This is a genomic window from Streptomyces sp. NPDC088252 (assembly GCF_044740965.1).
In the GTDB taxonomy this organism is placed as follows: domain Bacteria; phylum Actinomycetota; class Actinomycetes; order Streptomycetales; family Streptomycetaceae; genus Streptomyces.
In genome coordinates this window covers 581,624-595,763 of the sequence record NZ_JBIURS010000001.1, presented here as the reverse complement: position 1 = coordinate 595,763, position 14,140 = coordinate 581,624, and the positions used below count along the sequence as shown (strand labels likewise).

The following is a 14,140-nucleotide window of genomic DNA, read 5'->3' as shown; positions in this document are numbered from 1 at the left end:
TCAATCCTGGTCGCAACCAGTGACATGGCCGTTACCCGGTGCCACAGTCGGCTGCATGCAGCCTCAGTCTCAGCACGGGTTCCGCCCCGTCTTCTGCACCATCGTGCCGCCCCACGTCCTCGACAAGCTGTCGCAGTCCGACAACCCCGACCTCGCGGGCCCCGCCCGCCGCACCCTGGAGAGCGACGCCGCCCGCCGCACCCGCCGCCAGATGGCCACGGTCGTCACCGTGCCCGTCACCCCCACGACCGGCAACGAGGCGTCCGACAAGCCCGACCGGACGCTGTACGACTGCCGTCACCGCACCCGGCTGCCCGGCACCAAGGTCCGTGCCGAGGGCCAGGAGCCGACGAAGGACGCGAGCGTCAACCGCGCGTACGCGGGACTCGGCGCCACCTTCGAACTGCTGCTCAAGGCATACGGCCGCCGTTCGATCGACGGCAACGGGCTCCCGCTGATCGGTTCCGTGCACTACGACGAGAAGTACAACAACGCCTTCTTCGACGGCGAGCAGATGGTCTTCGGCGACGGGGACGGGGAGATCTTCCTGGACTTCACCGTCGCCATCGACGTGATCGCCCACGAACTGACGCACGGCCTGACCCAGTACACCGCCAATCTGAGCTACTACGGCCAGTCCGGCGCGCTCAACGAATCGATGTCCGACGTCTTCGGTTCCCTGGTCAAGCAGTACTCGCTGGGCCAGAGCGCCGACCGGGCCGACTGGCTGATCGGCGCCGGACTGCTGGCCCCCGGTGTCCGGGGCGAGGCGTTGCGTTCGATGAAGGCACCGGGAACGGCGTACGACGACGACGTGCTCGGCAAGGACCCGCAGCCCGCGTCGATGGAGGACTACATCCACACCGGCGAGGACAACGGCGGAGTGCACCTCAATTCCGGCATCCCGAACCGGGCGTTCTATCTCCTGGCGGCGGCCCTCGGCGGCAACGCGTGGGAACGCGCCGGGCAGCTCTGGTTCGATGTGCTCACAGGTGGTCGACTGGCCGTGGACGCGGACTTCGCGTCCTTCGCCCGGCTGACCGTGGCCGCGGCCCGCAGCCGCTTCGGAGAGGGCGACGAGGCGGAGGCCGTCCTGAAGGCATGGTCGGAGGTGGGCGTGCCGACCGCGTAGGGCATTTCCCGGCCCGTCCGGCGATGGAGGACACCGCATGCGGATTCAGGTCAGCAGGACCGGCGGCTTCGCCGGCATCGCACGCCATGGCGAGGTCGACACCGCCGGTCGGGCCGACGCCGCGCAGTGGGAGGCACTGGCCCGCTCGGCGCTCGTCTCGGGCCATGACACCCCGCCCCTCGGCGTCCCGGACGGTTTCCGGTACCGGATCACGGTCGGTGACCGGACCATCCACTGCGCGGACCCCCGGTTGACCGACGCCCAGCGCGCACTGATCTCACGCGTCCTGAAGGAGGGCGCGTGAGACGGGCGCGCGCCTGGGCAGCGGCCGGAACACCGGCACGTCCCTGACCCGGGTCAGAACCCGAGCTTGCGCAGCTGCTTCGGGTCGCGCTGCCAGTCCTTGGCCACCTTCACGTGCAGGTCCAGGAAGACCGGCGTGCCGAGCAGTGCCTCGATGTGCTTGCGCGACTTCGTGCCGACGTCCTTCAGCCGCTTGCCCTTCGGGCCGATGATGATGCCCTTCTGGCTGGGGCGCTCGATGTAGACGTTGGCATGGATGTCGAGCAGCGGCTTGTCCGCCGGGCGGTCCTCGCGCGGCAGCATCTCCTCGACGACGACCGCGATGGAGTGCGGCAGCTCGTCCCGTACGCCTTCGAGCGCGGCCTCACGGATCAGCTCCGCGACCATGACCATCTCGGGCTCGTCGGTGAGGTCGCCCTCCGGGTAGAGCGGCGGGCTCTCGGGCAGCAGCGGGGCGATCAGATCGGCCAGCAGGTCCACCTGGCCGGCCCCTCTGCCACCACCGCCCTTGTTCGAGGGACTGCGTCCCGCCTCCTGCTCCGCCTTCACCGCGGAGACCGGGATGATCTCGGCCCACTCGAAGCCGAGCTCCTCGCCGAGGCGGGAGACGGCCAGCAGCTGTTCGGCGAGCTGCTTGGAGTCGACCAGGTCGGTCTTGGTGATGACGGCGATCTTCGGGGTCTTCTTGATGCCCGCGAGTTCCTTGACGATGTACTTGTCGCCGGGGCCCAGCTTCTGGTCGGCCGGCAGGCAGAAGCCGATGACGTCGACCTCGGCCCACGTGGTGCGCACGACGTCGTTGAGACGCTCGCCGAGCAGGGTGCGCGGCTTGTGGAGGCCCGGGGTGTCGACCAGGATCAGCTGCGCGTCCTCGCGGTGCACGATGCCGCGCACGGTGTGCCGGGTGGTCTGGGGCCGGTTGGAGGTGATCGCCACCTTCTGGCCGACCAGAGCGTTCGTGAGGGTGGACTTGCCCGCGTTGGGGCGGCCCACGAAGCAGGCGAAACCGGCCCTGTGCGGGGCGCTGTTCGCAGCCTGCTGTGCAGCGGCTTCTGTGTCAGGTCGAACGCTCATGGCGCCCATTGTCCCCGATCCCGGCGGCCCCGCCGTACCAAGGGGCGCGGCGGGGCCTGTCGCGCGTCGCCTCAGGCCGTGCCGGTACGGCTCCGACGGGCCCGGATCCACAGTCCCGCGCCCGCGCCGACGATCACCAGCAGGACCCCGGCCACCAGCCAGGGCAGGGCGAAGTACCCGACGGCGGCGGACTCGCGGGTGTCGCGGGCGCTCGCGGTCACTTCGATCTCGCCCCATTCCAGCTGGGGCGCGTCCGCCCACTGCTCGGTCAGCCGGACCTGCTGGCGGGGCAGCAGCTCGGAGGGGATCTTCTTCAGGTCGCGGGCGAGCAGGGTGCGGCCGAAGAGGCCCTCGGCCCTGAGGGCGACCTTGGGGTTGAGGGTGACGTTGCCCCGGTTGTGGAGCGTGTACGAGATCACGGCCCGGCTCTTCCCGGTGCCCGGGACCAGTGGCTGGGTGTGCTCGACCTTCACGTCGTCGACGGAGAGCGCGGGCATGGTCGGTCCGTTCACCCGCAGGTAGATCCGGGCACCGACCGCCTTGCGGATGCCGACGGCGACGGCGCCCGCGTCGGCGGGGTCGATGCGTTCGTCGAGGGCGACGAGGGCGCCGGGGTGGTCGCCCGGCTCGGCGTCCTCGGGGACGGTGATGGTGACCGGCACGGTGACCGAGCCGTGCGGCCGAACCGTGATCCGGTCGCGGTCGGTCTTCGCCCAGGCGCCGACCGAGCGCTGTCGCTCGTTCTGGGCACGGACGGCGAAGCCTCCGTCGCGCGGGGTGTTGTAGGCGTCGGCGGCGTACAGCCGGAAGGTCTGCGGCCGGTCCGTCTTGTTGGTGACGGTGACCCGGTCGTCGAGCGTGGCGCCGGGGTCGGCGGAGAGGTAGAAGTACGGGCGCTGACCGGCCTGGGCGGTGGCCGGGTAGACCGCCCAGCTGCCGTTGTCCGCCGCGTGGACGGCGGGGGCGCCGGTCAGCAGCAGGGCGCCGGCCAGGAGGAGTACGGACAGCTTGCGCACGGTGCGGGACCCCCGGGTGGTCGTGTCGTCGGTGGTCCGGGCGGGTGCGCGCCCGGTCCACCGGATCGGTCGGGGCTGCTCGGTCACGTGAGGGTGAGGGTGAGCACGCCGGAGTACGCGCCGGGGGCGGTGTACGCCGGTACGTTCAGCGCGAGCCTGGCGTCGACGGTGAACTCGCCGCCGGTGAGGGTCCCGTTCGGCGTGGACGCCAGCGTGGCGCCCGCGCTGCCGACCGGCCCCTGGGAACCGGCCGCACAGATGCTGGGACTTCCGGCCCTCGTCGCGCAGACCGGGGTCCAGCCGAGTGCGGACGCCCCGATCGTGGCGCCGCCGGGGCCCTTGAAGTCGGTGACCTTTCCGGTCAGGGACCAGCCGGCGGGCCCGCCGCGGTAGTCCTCGACCGTCACCGTCTGCAGGGAGCCGCGGGAGGCGCCGCCCCTGCCGAAGTCGACCGCCGACATCTCGACCGTGTCCCCGGCCTGGACCATGGACAGCGTGCCCGCCTTCACGGACGAGTCGAGCCGCTGGCTGCCGTCAGGGATCCCGCCGCCCCCGGTGACGGTGTAGGCCTGCGGGCCCGCGCCCTTGCCCGCGTCCCAGGCACCGCCCTCGTAGGCGACGATGCCGGTGGTCGCCGGATCGTCGACGGTGAGCCGGCCGCTGAAGCCGCCGGAGCCGTCCGCCTTGACGGTGGCCGTGTCGGCGGTCTGCTTGTCCCCGGCCCGGCCCGCCAGCGTGATGTCCGCGCCCGCGGTGAACTTCGACCCGGTCACGGTGACCGCGTCGCCCGCCTTGCCGGACGCCGCCCCGAGCTGGATGGCACGCTCGTTGACCTGGCCGCCGCCGTCCGTCGCGAGGATCGTCTCGGAGACGGGGGCGGGCGGATCCGTCACCGTGCAGGGGGTGTCCAGCTCCATGATGTAGCTGGTGTGGATGTTGTAGTCACCGGGCGACAGCGTGATCCGTCCGGGCGCGGTGACCGTGAACGTGCCGGTCATCGAGAACGACGGGAAGTCGCCCTTGCCGGGTACCGGGGCGTTCTTCTTCGGGCCCGCGACGGTGATGCTCGCGGACTGCGCGCCGCCGACGGTGACCTTGCCGGTCGGCGTCATGATGTCGGCGGGCAGGGCCAGATCGACCGGGTTGCCCGCGGCGGGCTTGACGACGGTGTACGTGACCGTGACGGTGTCGCCCACCGTGGGTGCGGCGTTGTCGACGGTGATCTCGGCCTTGGTCGGCCCGTCGATCGGGGGGATGCCCGCGATGGCCGGCGGGATGCAGTGGGTGGGGAAGTCCACCGGCACGGAGGCCGTCACCATGGCCTGCGCGGGGCCCGCGAGTCCCCCGCCCCCGGCCACGACGAGCGCGCCCACGCCCAGCGCGGCGCCCCAGCGACGGCCGCGCCCGGAACCTCTTCGCGCGCCGGATCTTCGCATGCTGCTGCTTCGAACGGTCGGACGCATGGAGCCCCCTCCTGCGGGATGCGGCACAGCGGCTCTTCTGCGCCGACAGGGGGCCCATTGACGACTCCGGCCGAAAAGAAGTCAATGGAAGCGAAACGCATCGACTGATGGACCATCAGATGGTGTCAAGATCCGCGCGTTCCTCCCACCTGGGGGTACGGACGCCCCGCGCCGGCGGGGTGCGGGGCGTCCGTACCCCAGGTACGGGTCCTGTCGCCGTCAGCCCGCCGTCACGCTGACCCGCAGCGCACCGTCGGGCCCGGCGAGCAGGACCGGGGTGTCCGGGCCGCCCAGGTCCCGTACCGCGGCGCGGTCCGCGTCCGACGGGGTCTGCGCCTCGGAGACGACCGCGGCCGCCTCCAGCGACGTGGCGCCGCTGGCCACGGCCATCGCCACGGCGGTCTGCAGGGCGCTGAGCTTCAGCGACTCCAGTCGGACGGTGCCCGCGACATACGTCCGTCCGGTCTCGTCCCGTACGGCCGCGCCCTCCGGCACACCGTTGCGGGCGCGGGCGCTGCGCGCCAGCGTGACGATCTTGCGGTCCTCGGGGCCGAGGTCGGTGCTCTCAGTCATGTGCCGAGCATACGAACCGAAGGGCCCCTTCCCCGCCCCGGCCCTTCCCATGACCGACGACGCGCCGAAGGCCCCGCCCCGCAACGTCCTACGCCCGGTCCAGTCGCAGCCGTTCCGCCTTCGGCAGACCCGCCACCACCAGGTCGTAGGAGTCCTCGATGAGCTCACGGAGCACCCGGTCCGGCACCCCGGACACCGTCACCGTGTTCCAGTGCCGCTTGTTCATGTGCCAGCCCGGCACCACCGCGTCGTACTCCTCGCGGAGCCGCACCGCCTCGTCCGGATCGCACTTGAGGTTCACGGTCAGTGGACGCGCGTCCAACGTGCTGAGCGCGAACATCTTGCCGAGCACCTTGAAGACGGACGCCTCCGGCCCGAACGGGAACTCCTCGACGCTCGCGTTGAACTCCAGGCAGAAGGCCCTCAGCTGATGCGGAGTCACCCCTCCTCCACCCCCTCCGGCTCCACGGGCTCCACCAGCACCGTGACAATCTTGTTCCGGCGGCCCGCCGGGGACTCCGCGGTCAGCCGGATCCGGCGGCCGTCGGGCAGGTCGACCGGCGAGGACGCACCGGCGATCGGAACCCGTCCGAGCGCCTTCGCGAGAAGACCGCCGACCGTCTCCACGTCCTCGTCGTCGAACTCGTCGAGGCCGAACAGCTCCCCCAGGTCGCCGATGTCGAGGCGGGCGGTCACCCGGAAGCAGCCGTTCTCCAGCTCCTGGACCGGCGGGAGTTCACGGTCGTACTCGTCGGTGATCTCGCCGACGATCTCTTCGAGGATGTCCTCGATGGTGACGATGCCCGCGGTGCCGCCGTACTCGTCGATCACGACGGCGACGTGGCTGCGCTCCTGCTGCATCTCGCGCAGGAGATCGCCGGCGTTCTTCGTGTCGGGCACGAACGCCGCCGGCCGCATCGCCGTGGAGACCAGATCGGCCTCCGACTCCCGGTTGATGTGCGTCTTGCGGACCAGGTCCTTGAGGTACACGATGCCGACGATGTCGTCCTCGTTCTCCCCGGTGACCGGGATCCGCGAGAAACCGGAGCGCAGCGCCAGGGTCAGCGCCTGCCGGATCGTCTTGTAGCGCTCGATGCAGACCAGGTCGGTCCGAGGCACCATGACCTCGCGCACGAGCGTGTCACCGAGCTCGAAGACGGAGTGCACCATGCGGCGCTCCTCGTCCTCGATCAGCGACTCCGCCTCGGCGAGGTCGACCAGGGCCCGCAGTTCGGCTTCGCTGGCGAACGGTCCCTTGCGGAACCCCTTGCCGGGCGTCAGCGCGTTGCCGATGAGGATCAGCAGCTGCGGGATCGGGCCCATGACCCTGGCCAGCGGCAGCAGCACGTGGGCGGCGGCGGTGGCCGTGTTCAGCGGGTGCTGGCGGCCGATGGTGCGCGGTGACACGCCGATGGCGACATAGGACACGAGGACCATCACGGCCATCGCGACGGCCAGCGCCTCCCAGGTCTGCGGGAACTCCTTCAGGCAGGCGTAGGTGACGAGCACACCGGCCGACATCTCGCAGGCGACCCGCACCAGCAGGGCGACGTTGAGATACCGGGTCGGGTCGGCCGCGACCTGTTCGAGCTTCTGACTGCCGCGCCGCCCGGAGCGGACGGCCTCGGCGGCCCGGAAGCTGGACACGCGGGCGATACCCGCCTCCGCGCAGGCCGCCAGCCAGCCGACGACGACCAGCAGAACGGCACCGAGGACGAGAGGAACGCTCACGAGACGGTGGGGGCGGGCGAGGGACCGGTCAGGCCGCGCTCGGCGCGCCAGCCGTCCACGATCGCGGCCTGGAGGCCGAACATCTCGGCCTTCTCGTCCGGCTCCTCGTGGTCGTACCCGAGGAGATGCAGCACTCCATGGACGGTGAGGAGCTGGAGCTCCTCGTCCATGGAGTGCCGGGTCTCCGCGTCCTCGCCCTGCTTCTTGGCGACCTCCGGGCAGAGCACGATGTCACCGAGGAGCCCCTGCGGGGGCTCCTCGTCGTCCTTCGACGGCGGACGGAGTTCGTCCATCGGGAAGGACATGACATCCGTCGGCCCCGGCAGGTCCATCCACTGGATGTGGAGCTGCTCCATGGCGTCGGTGTCCACCACGATCACCGAGAGTTCGGAGAGCGGGTGGATCCGCATCCGCGCGAGCGCGTAGCGGGCGATGTCGAGGATCGCCTGCTCGTCGACCTCGGTTCCGGACTCGTTGTTGACGTCGATCGACATGGTGCGCTGCGACTACTTCCGTTTGTGGCTGTCTCGGCTGTCGTACTTTTCGTACGCGTCGACGATACGGCCGACCAGCTTGTGCCGGACGACATCCTGGGAGGTGAGCCGGGAGAAGTGCACGTCCTCGACGCCGTCCAGGATGTCCTGGACCTGACGCAGACCGCTCTTGGTCCCGTTCGGCAGGTCGACCTGGGTGACGTCACCGGTGACGACGATCTTCGAGTCGAAGCCGAGCCGGGTCAGGAACATCTTCATCTGCTCGGCGCTGGTGTTCTGCGCCTCGTCGAGGATGATGAACGCGTCGTTGAGCGTGCGGCCACGCATGTAGGCCAACGGCGCGACCTCGATCGTGCCCGCCGCCATCAGCCGCGGGATCGAGTCGGGGTCGAGCATGTCGTGCAGGGCGTCGTAGAGCGGGCGCAGATACGGGTCGATCTTCTCGTAGAGCGTGCCCGGCAGGAAGCCGAGCCGCTCGCCCGCCTCGACGGCGGGCCGGGTCAGGATGATCCGGTTGACCTGCTTGGACTGCAGGGCCTGGACCGCCTTCGCCATGGCGAGATAGGTCTTGCCGGTGCCCGCGGGGCCGATGCCGAAGACGACCGTGTGCTTGTCGATCGCGTCGACGTACCGCTTCTGGTTGAGCGTCTTGGGACGGATGGTGCGACCGCGGCTGGAGAGGATGTTCTGGGTGAGCACCTCGGCCGGCGTCTCCTGACCGTCCCCTTCGCCGCTCTCACTCGCCCTGAGCATGGCGATCGAGCGTTCCACTGCGTCCTCCGTCATCGGCTGACCGGTGCGGAGCACCAGCATCATCTCGTCGAACAGGCGCTGGATCAGGGCGACTTCCGTCGCGTCTCCGGCGGCGCTGACCTCGTTTCCCCGGACATGGATGTCGGCCGCCGGGAAGGCCGTTTCGATCACGCGCAGCAGGGCGTCACCGGAGCCCAGGACGGTCACCATCGGATGCTTGGCCGGAACGGTGAACTGGGCTCGCGCCTGCCCCGGCGCCAGGGTCTGGGCTGTGGGTGTCTGAGTCATGGGCCGGCTCTGTGGCCTGCTCATACCTCCTGTTGCAGGGTTCTCGCCGATCGACAACCTCTGGATTACCAAGCGTACGACTTGGCACCGACAACACCGAGAGCTTTTTCGCACAGGGCTGCGAACACAACTGCCCCGTTCAGGCCGGACGGCGGAAGCCGATCGTCGGGACGGCCCGGCGCAGCGGCCACGGCCGGGCGGCCGCAGGCAGCAGTTCTTCCAGGAACGCGTACCGCTGGAGCGCCGCGGGGTCCTGGTCCGCGAAGGTGCGCACCTGCTGCCACCATGCGGCGATCTCCTCCCAGTCCGGTGCCGACAGCGAACCGCCGAACTCCTGCACCGAGAGCGCCGCGGTCAGTCCGGCGAAGGCCAGCCGATCGGCCAGCGGCCAGTCCGCCAGGGTGCCGGTGACGAAGCCGGCGACGAAGACGTCGCCCGCCCCGGTCGGATCCAGCGCCTCGACCTCGATGGCGGGCACCTCGGCGCTCGCCCCGGTCGCCGCGTCCACCGCGTACGCGCCCTCCTGGCCCAGGGTGACCACGGCGAGCGGCACCCGTTCGGCCAGGGCGTGGGCGGCGGCGCGCGGGCAGTCGGTGCGGGTGTAGCGCATCGCCTCCTCGGCGTTGGGCAGGAACGCCTCGCAGTGTTCCAGGTCGGCCAGGGCGTCCAGGTCCCAGCGGCCGGTCTCGTCCCAGCCGACGTCGGCGAAGATCCGGGCACCGTTCCCGGCGGCCTTGGCCACCCAGGGCTCGCTGCGCCCGGGGACGAGCGAGGCGATGGCGGCCCGCGCGCGGGGCGGACAGCGCGGGAAGACGGACTCCTCGGCCGGGAGCACGGCGCCGGGGGTTCTTTCGGGGCCCGGGGCCTCGTGGCCGTGCGAGACCATCGTCCGTTCGCCCTCGTAAGCCATGGAGACGGTCACCGGTGAGTGCCAGCCGGGAACGGTGTGCGACATGGACAGGTCGATGCCCTCGCCCTGCTCCAGGGCGTCCCAGCAGTACTCCCCGTAGTGGTCGTCGCCGAACGCCGCGGCCAGTGAGGTGTGCAGGCCCAGCCGGGCGAGCGCGGTGGCCATGTTGGCGACCCCGCCGGGGCTGGAACCCATGCCGCGCGCCCAGGACTCGGTACCGCGCACCGGGGCGCTGTCCAGACCGGTGAAGATGATGTCGAGGAAGACCGTGCCGGTGAGGAAGACGTCGCAGTCCGGGTCCTGCGGGGCACGCAGCCCGTCCAGTGGGTCGATGGCTGGAATGTCCGTGCTCACCTTGCGCTCCCCGGTCGTGGCAGATGCGGCCAGTGTGCCCGATCCGCTCCTCTGTCCGGAGGGTCCGCGCCGCCCCGTCCCCGGGGCTCGCACCGGCTCCGCACCCAAGGGCTCCGACCTGCGCAAATGTCAGCGTCTACCCGAGCACTCAAAGCGTAAACGCATATGTGATCCAGATCACATCGAGGCGGCTTTCGGTGGGCTGGACGCAGTTGATACAAATTGGCCCGCGAGCCCCGTTGGCGGCAGTTGCCGACGCGTGCACCGTCTCTCCCCATATGTCCCGCATTGCCCTCCCTTGCCTTCTCTGCCTCCTTCGGCATGTCTTCAGGAACGCCCATGTCCTCGCGCCCTCGCGCCGCGTGGCCCCTGGTCGCCGTGTTCACCGCCGGTTACCTCGCCGCCTATCTGCTCCCCACCATCGTCGGGCGGCTCTCCGTCCATCTGGGCCTCAGTACCGCCCAGGCCGGGCTGGTGGGCAGCGCCCTGCTGGTGAGCTCGGCCACGGCCGGATTCACGCTGGCGGGCCGGGTCGAGACGTACGGGCCCCGGCGCCCGGCGCGGATCGGGCTGGTACTGGCCATGGCGGGGTACGGCTGCGCCGCGCTGGCGGGCTCCGTGCCGCTGGTGGTCATGGGCGCGATGATCGGCGGCTTCGGCTCCGGTACGGCCACCGCCGTGGCCGCGGCGGGCATCGCGGCCCAGCGCGATCCGCACCGGACCTCGTCGCTCGGTCTGCTGAGCGTCTCCGCGACGGCGGGCGCCCTCTATCTGACGATCCCGCACCTCGGCGGCGGCCACCGGCTGCCCTTCGCCTCGATCGCCCTGGTCGCCCTGCTCGTCTGGCCCGCCACCGCACGGCTCGGCGGCCCCGCGCCCGGCGGTCCCGCGGCCCCCGTCGTCGGCCGGCTGCCGCACCGGCGCTCCGGTCTGGTGCTGGCGGGCGGCATGCTCGTCTGGTCCATGGCGCAGAACGCGCTGTGGGGCGTCAGCAGCCGGATCGGCGTGGTCCAGGCCGGTCTCTCCGAGGTGACCATCGGCGCGGTGTTCGCCGCCGCGCTCGGTGCGGCCCTGCTCGGTGTGATGGGCGCCGGGGTGCTGGGCGCCCGGCTCGGCCGGGCGGTGCCGATCGGCCTGGGCACCGTGATCATCGCGGCGAGCATCGTGCTCAGTTCGTCGGCCGGGAGCCTCGGTTCGTTCGCGACCGGCGAGATCCTGTGGAACACCGTCTACCCGGTGGTCCTGTCGTACCTGATCGGGCTGGCCGCTTCCCTGGACGTGCGGGGCCGCTGGGCGGTCCTCGCGGGTTCGGCCTCATCCGTCGGGGTGGCCTGCGGACCGGTCCTCGGCAGTGTGCTGTCCGAGCAGGCCGGCTACCCGGTCATGGGTCTGATCCTCGGCGCCGTCACACTCCTGGTCGCGGCCCCGGTCACGGCCGTCGCCCTGCACACCGGTGGCCGGCCGCTGGTGCCGGGATCGGTGCGGCGCAGGGGCGGTGCCCCGGCCGCGCTGCTCGCCGTCACCACCGGCGCGGTGCCCGGCGCCGTACCCAAGCTGGGCTCGCCCGAGCAGGCCGTCACGGAGATCACCCTGCCCGCGCTGCGCCGCAGGCGCCCGGTCAGGAACGCGTTCCGCACGGCCGGCCCGTCCGGTGCGGCCGGTCAGTCGAACGCGTACGCCTCGACCTCGGAGAGATAGCGCGCCCTGCGCTCCTCGTCGTGGTCGAGGAAGGCCGCTTCGAAGGAGTTGCGGGCCAAGGTGCGCAGCTGCTCGTGGTCCAGACCGAGCGCCTCGTGGACGGCGTGGAAGGTGTCCCCGACGTAGCCGCCGAAGTAGGCGGGGTCGTCGGAGTTCACCGTGCACAGCAGTCCGGCGGCCATCATGGCCCGCAGCGGATGCTCCTCCAGCGTGTCGATGGCGCGCAGCCGTACGTTGGACAGCGGGCACAGGGTGAGCGGCACCCGGTCGGCGACGAGCCGCCTCACCAGGTCCGCGTCCTCCATGCAGCGCAGCCCGTGGTCGATGCGCTCGACCCCGAGGACGTCCAGGGCCTCGCGAATGTACTCGGGCGGGCCCTCCTCACCGGCGTGGGCGACCTTGCGCAGTCCGAGCGCCCCGGCCGCCTCGTACACCTCGCGGAACTTGACGGGCGGATGCCCGACCTCCGCCGAATCCAGGCCGACCGCGCTGATCCGGTGCAGATACGGCTTCGCGGCCTGAAGGGTCTGAAGCGCCGACTCGGCGGACCGGTCGCGCAGGAAGCACATGATCAGCTGGGTGGAGATGCCGTGCTTCTCCTCGCTGCGGTCCAGCGCCCTGCCGAGCCCCTCGACGACGGTGCCGATCGGGACGCCGCGGGCGGTGTGGGCCTGCGGGTCGAAGAAGATCTCCGCGTGCCGGACGCCCTGGGCCGCGGCGCGGGTGAGATACGCGTCGGCGAGCTGCTCGAAGTCCTCCTCGGTCCTGAGCACCGCCATCAGGGCGTAGTACAGATCGAGGAAGGTCTGCAGATCGTCGAAGAGATAGGCGGTGCGCAGCTCTTCGGTGTCCGCGTACGGCAGCGTCACGCCGTTGCGTTCGGCGAGCGCGAAGGCCAGCTCGGGTTCGAGGGTGCCTTCGATGTGGAGGTGGAGTTCGGCTTTGGGGAGGTGCACGGGTCTTTCACGCTCACAAACGGTGGTGCTGATGTGTTCAATGTGTTCGCGGGTGCCGGTGGACACCCGTGTCCAGAAATGGCGGGGCGGCCGCCCTGTTTCAGGGGCGCCGGGTGGGCACGGGAACCCTGCCGAGGTCGCGGGCGACGGTCAGTTCGCCCTCGAACCCCGCGGCGCGGGCCTGCGCCTCGAAGACGGCCGGGTCGTCGTAGCGCTGCGAGAAGTGGGTCAGCACGAGGTGCCGTACGCCCGCGTCCCGGGCCACCCGGCCCGCCTGGCCGGCGGTCAGATGGCCGTGGTCGGTGGCGAGTCGTTCGTCCTCGTCGAGGAAGGTCGACTCGATGACCAGCAGATCGCATCCCTCGGCCAGCACGTGCACGCCGTCGCAGAGCCTCGTGTCCATGATGAACGCGAACCGCTGGCCGCGCCTGCGCTCGGAGACGTCGTCGAGCGTGACACCGCCGAGAGAACCCTCGCGCTGGATCCGGCCGACGTCTGGCCCCTTGATGCCGTGCTCGGCGAGTCTGGCGGGCAGCATCCGGCGCCCGTCGGGTTCGACCAGCCGGTAGCCGTACGACTCGACGGGGTGCGAGAGCCGGTGGCTGCTGAGCGTGTACGCGTCCGTGGCCGCGAGCACCCCGTCGGCCGCGACCGGAGCCTCGGTCAGCTCGACGGACTCGCGGTAGGCGGTCGCGTAACGCAGCCGCTCGAAGAAGTGCTGTCCGCTCGCCGGGTAGTGCGCGGTGACCGGATGCGGGACCTGGTCGAGGTTGATCCGCTGGATCACCCCGGCCAGGCCGAGCGAGTGGTCGCCGTGGAAGTGCGTGACGCAGATCCGGTCGATGTCGTGCGCGGCGACGCCGGCCCTCAGCATCTGGCGCTGGGTCCCCTCACCCGGGTCGAAGAGGATGCCCTCGCCGTCCCAGCGCAGCAGATAGCCGTTGTGGTTGCGGTGTCTGGTCGGGACCTGGCTGGCGGTGCCGAGGACCACGAGTTCGCGTACGGACACGGTGTGCGATCGGCCGTTCTAGCCGGGGGGCCACTGCAGCCCGCGGCCGCCCAGGACGTGGGCGTGCGCGTGGAAGACGGTCTGGCCGGCGCCGGAGCCGGTGTTGAAGACGACCCGGTAGCCGGTGTCCACGATCTTCTCGTCGGCGGCCACGTGTCCGGCCTCGCGCAGTACGTCGGCGGCGATTCCCGGCTCGGCCGCGGCGAGGGCGGCGGCGTCCGGGTGGTGGACGCGGGGGATGACGAGCACGTGGGTGGGGGCCTGAGGGTTTATGTCCCGGAAGGCGACGGTGGTGTCGGTCTCCCGGACGATGGTTGCCGGGATGTCACCCGAGACGATCTTGCAGAACAGGCAGTCCGGCTGCGGTTCTCCCGCCATGGGGTCGG

At 71.1% G+C, this 14,140-nt stretch carries 15 protein-coding genes; 3 read left to right on the top strand and 12 right to left on the bottom strand.

The window, feature by feature from the left end; translation table 11 throughout:
* Positions 1-55 precede the first annotated feature (55 nt).
* Positions 56-1,132 carry a M4 family metallopeptidase gene (locus ACIOHC_RS02575; RefSeq protein ID WP_401841058.1) on the top strand — a complete coding sequence of 359 codons (1,077 nt, stop codon included), beginning with the start codon at positions 56-58 and terminating at the stop codon, positions 1,130-1,132.
* A gap of 37 nt (positions 1,133-1,169) precedes the next feature.
* A complete protein-coding gene (locus ACIOHC_RS02570) occupies positions 1,170-1,436 on the top strand; it encodes a protealysin inhibitor emfourin (protein WP_351079115.1) in 267 nt (88 codons plus the stop codon).
* Positions 1,437-1,489: 53 nt separating this feature from the next.
* On the opposite strand, the gene ACIOHC_RS02565 is transcribed toward ACIOHC_RS02570, so the two are convergent.
* The 9 genes from ACIOHC_RS02565 to ACIOHC_RS02525 form a co-directional block, all read right to left on the bottom strand.
* The gene (locus ACIOHC_RS02565; RefSeq protein ID WP_351079113.1) at positions 1,490-2,518 is read right to left on the bottom strand and encodes a GTPase Era; all 1,029 of its coding nucleotides are present in this window, start codon (positions 2,516-2,518) and stop codon (positions 1,490-1,492) included.
* A 62-nt stretch (positions 2,519-2,580) separates the two neighbouring features.
* Positions 2,581-3,525, bottom strand: a complete 945-nt coding sequence (locus ACIOHC_RS02560) for a WxL protein peptidoglycan domain-containing protein (protein WP_365692347.1) — start codon at positions 3,523-3,525, stop codon at positions 2,581-2,583.
* 83 nt (positions 3,526-3,608) lie between these two features.
* Complete coding sequence (locus tag ACIOHC_RS02555; protein WP_401841055.1) at positions 3,609-4,961, bottom strand: beta-xylosidase; 1,353 nt, start codon at positions 4,959-4,961, stop codon at positions 3,609-3,611.
* A 246-nt stretch (positions 4,962-5,207) separates the two neighbouring features.
* Positions 5,208-5,561, bottom strand: coding sequence for a cytidine deaminase (locus ACIOHC_RS02550; RefSeq protein WP_351079110.1), 354 nt, complete (start codon positions 5,559-5,561; stop codon positions 5,208-5,210).
* Between the two features lie 88 nt (positions 5,562-5,649).
* Positions 5,650-6,003, bottom strand: coding sequence for an MmcQ/YjbR family DNA-binding protein (locus tag ACIOHC_RS02545; protein ID WP_351079108.1), 354 nt, complete (start codon positions 6,001-6,003; stop codon positions 5,650-5,652).
* Positions 6,000-7,292 carry a hemolysin family protein gene (locus ACIOHC_RS02540; RefSeq protein WP_351079106.1) on the bottom strand — a complete coding sequence of 431 codons (1,293 nt, stop codon included), beginning with the start codon at positions 7,290-7,292 and terminating at the stop codon, positions 6,000-6,002. Before ACIOHC_RS02540 ends, ACIOHC_RS02545 begins: the two co-directional genes overlap by 4 nt.
* The gene (ybeY, locus tag ACIOHC_RS02535) at positions 7,289-7,786 is read right to left on the bottom strand and encodes an rRNA maturation RNase YbeY (RefSeq protein ID WP_351079104.1); all 498 of its coding nucleotides are present in this window, start codon (positions 7,784-7,786) and stop codon (positions 7,289-7,291) included. Before ybeY ends, ACIOHC_RS02540 begins: the two co-directional genes overlap by 4 nt.
* Positions 7,787-7,798: 12 nt before the next feature.
* Entirely contained in the window at positions 7,799-8,827 is a 1,029-nt protein-coding gene (locus ACIOHC_RS02530) for a PhoH family protein (protein ID WP_351079103.1), read from the bottom strand.
* A gap of 139 nt (positions 8,828-8,966) precedes the next feature.
* Positions 8,967-10,091 carry a carbohydrate kinase family protein gene (locus tag ACIOHC_RS02525; protein WP_401841053.1) on the bottom strand — a complete coding sequence of 375 codons (1,125 nt, stop codon included), beginning with the start codon at positions 10,089-10,091 and terminating at the stop codon, positions 8,967-8,969.
* Positions 10,092-10,430: 339 nt separating this feature from the next.
* Here ACIOHC_RS02525 and ACIOHC_RS02520 point away from each other — a divergent pair, with 339 nt between their 5' ends.
* Positions 10,431-11,789, top strand: coding sequence for an MFS transporter (locus tag ACIOHC_RS02520; protein ID WP_401841050.1), 1,359 nt, complete (start codon positions 10,431-10,433; stop codon positions 11,787-11,789).
* Here ACIOHC_RS02520 and ACIOHC_RS02515 read toward each other — a convergent pair.
* From ACIOHC_RS02515 to ACIOHC_RS02505, 3 genes are all read right to left on the bottom strand, one after another.
* Entirely contained in the window at positions 11,753-12,745 is a 993-nt protein-coding gene (locus tag ACIOHC_RS02515; RefSeq protein ID WP_365692319.1) for an adenosine deaminase, read from the bottom strand. The two genes, ACIOHC_RS02520 and ACIOHC_RS02515, sit on opposite strands and share 37 nt — an antisense overlap.
* A 100-nt stretch (positions 12,746-12,845) precedes the next feature.
* Positions 12,846-13,754 (bottom strand): ribonuclease Z, encoded by a 909-nt coding sequence (locus ACIOHC_RS02510; RefSeq protein ID WP_351079095.1) that lies wholly within the window; start codon positions 13,752-13,754, stop codon positions 12,846-12,848.
* 18 nt (positions 13,755-13,772) lie between these two features.
* Positions 13,773-14,132 carry a histidine triad nucleotide-binding protein gene (locus ACIOHC_RS02505; protein WP_351079093.1) on the bottom strand — a complete coding sequence of 120 codons (360 nt, stop codon included), beginning with the start codon at positions 14,130-14,132 and terminating at the stop codon, positions 13,773-13,775.
* Positions 14,133-14,140 lie beyond the last annotated feature (8 nt).